The organism is Oleiphilus sp. HI0061 (assembly GCF_001635675.1).
The window spans coordinates 1-854 of the sequence record NZ_LWFE01000760.1; the positions used below are offsets into that span (position 1 = coordinate 1).

The window sequence follows — 854 nt, forward strand, 5'->3', positions numbered from 1 at the left end:
CAGTTAGCAGCGCTTATTCAGCGGCTTCAGGGCATTCTATTGAGCCTGCTTCGCGCATGTCGCCAAGTGGCACGTTAAGGTTGGTATCGCTATCGCGTTTTGCTGAGCCGTGATAGATTGCCCTGCACTCACCAGGTGAAGACAATTTGCAGTTTTCTAAAGCTGCCTGAGAGGCTTGTTCCTCTGTTTCATAAGGGCCATGAAATTGGCGGTTTTCGAGGTAGAAATATCCTTTTTCTATCTGCTCTACCCCCTTTTATCCCTCTTATATCAACTAGGTTGTATAGCTTCGGCTCGGCAATGTTCTTAAGATAAAAGCTCGCCCTGAAAAGAATTCCGATACTATAGTTGCCCACCCCGTTCTTATGAAGTGGAGGAAGTATGCCCGATCAAACTTTAACAGACGGCAATAGCACCCTTGAGCCTCTAGAATCTCTATCAAACCCTGAACTAATTGCTCATATCTTGCAGCGCTACCATGAAGTCCATCGACAACAGCTTAGCGAACTAAATGAAAAGGCTGCTCGAGTTGAATCTGTACACGGTGAACACCCAGAGTGTCCTCATGGCCTATCTAATCACCTGCAAACAATGAAGATAGAGCTCGAACAACATATGTTTAAGGAAGAAAACATCCTCTTCCCTATGCTGGAACAAGGAATGGGAGCAATGGCTCAGGGCCCTATCTCGGTGATGCGTCATGAGCACGATGAACATGCTGGTGCAATCTCCCAGCTATCAGAGCTAACGAACCAGCTGACATTACCAGAAGACGCTTGTAATACCTGGACAAGGCTTTATGCCTTAATTTCTGAATTTATCGAAGATTTGCAAAGTCATATCTCGATTGAAAA

General features: G+C 45.4%; 1 protein-coding gene. It reads left to right on the forward strand.

The features are described from left to right. Positions 1-381 precede the first annotated feature (381 nt). The coding region (locus A3735_RS09325; protein ID WP_068637981.1) for a hemerythrin domain-containing protein at positions 382-854 on the forward strand (473 nt) is incomplete at its 3' end.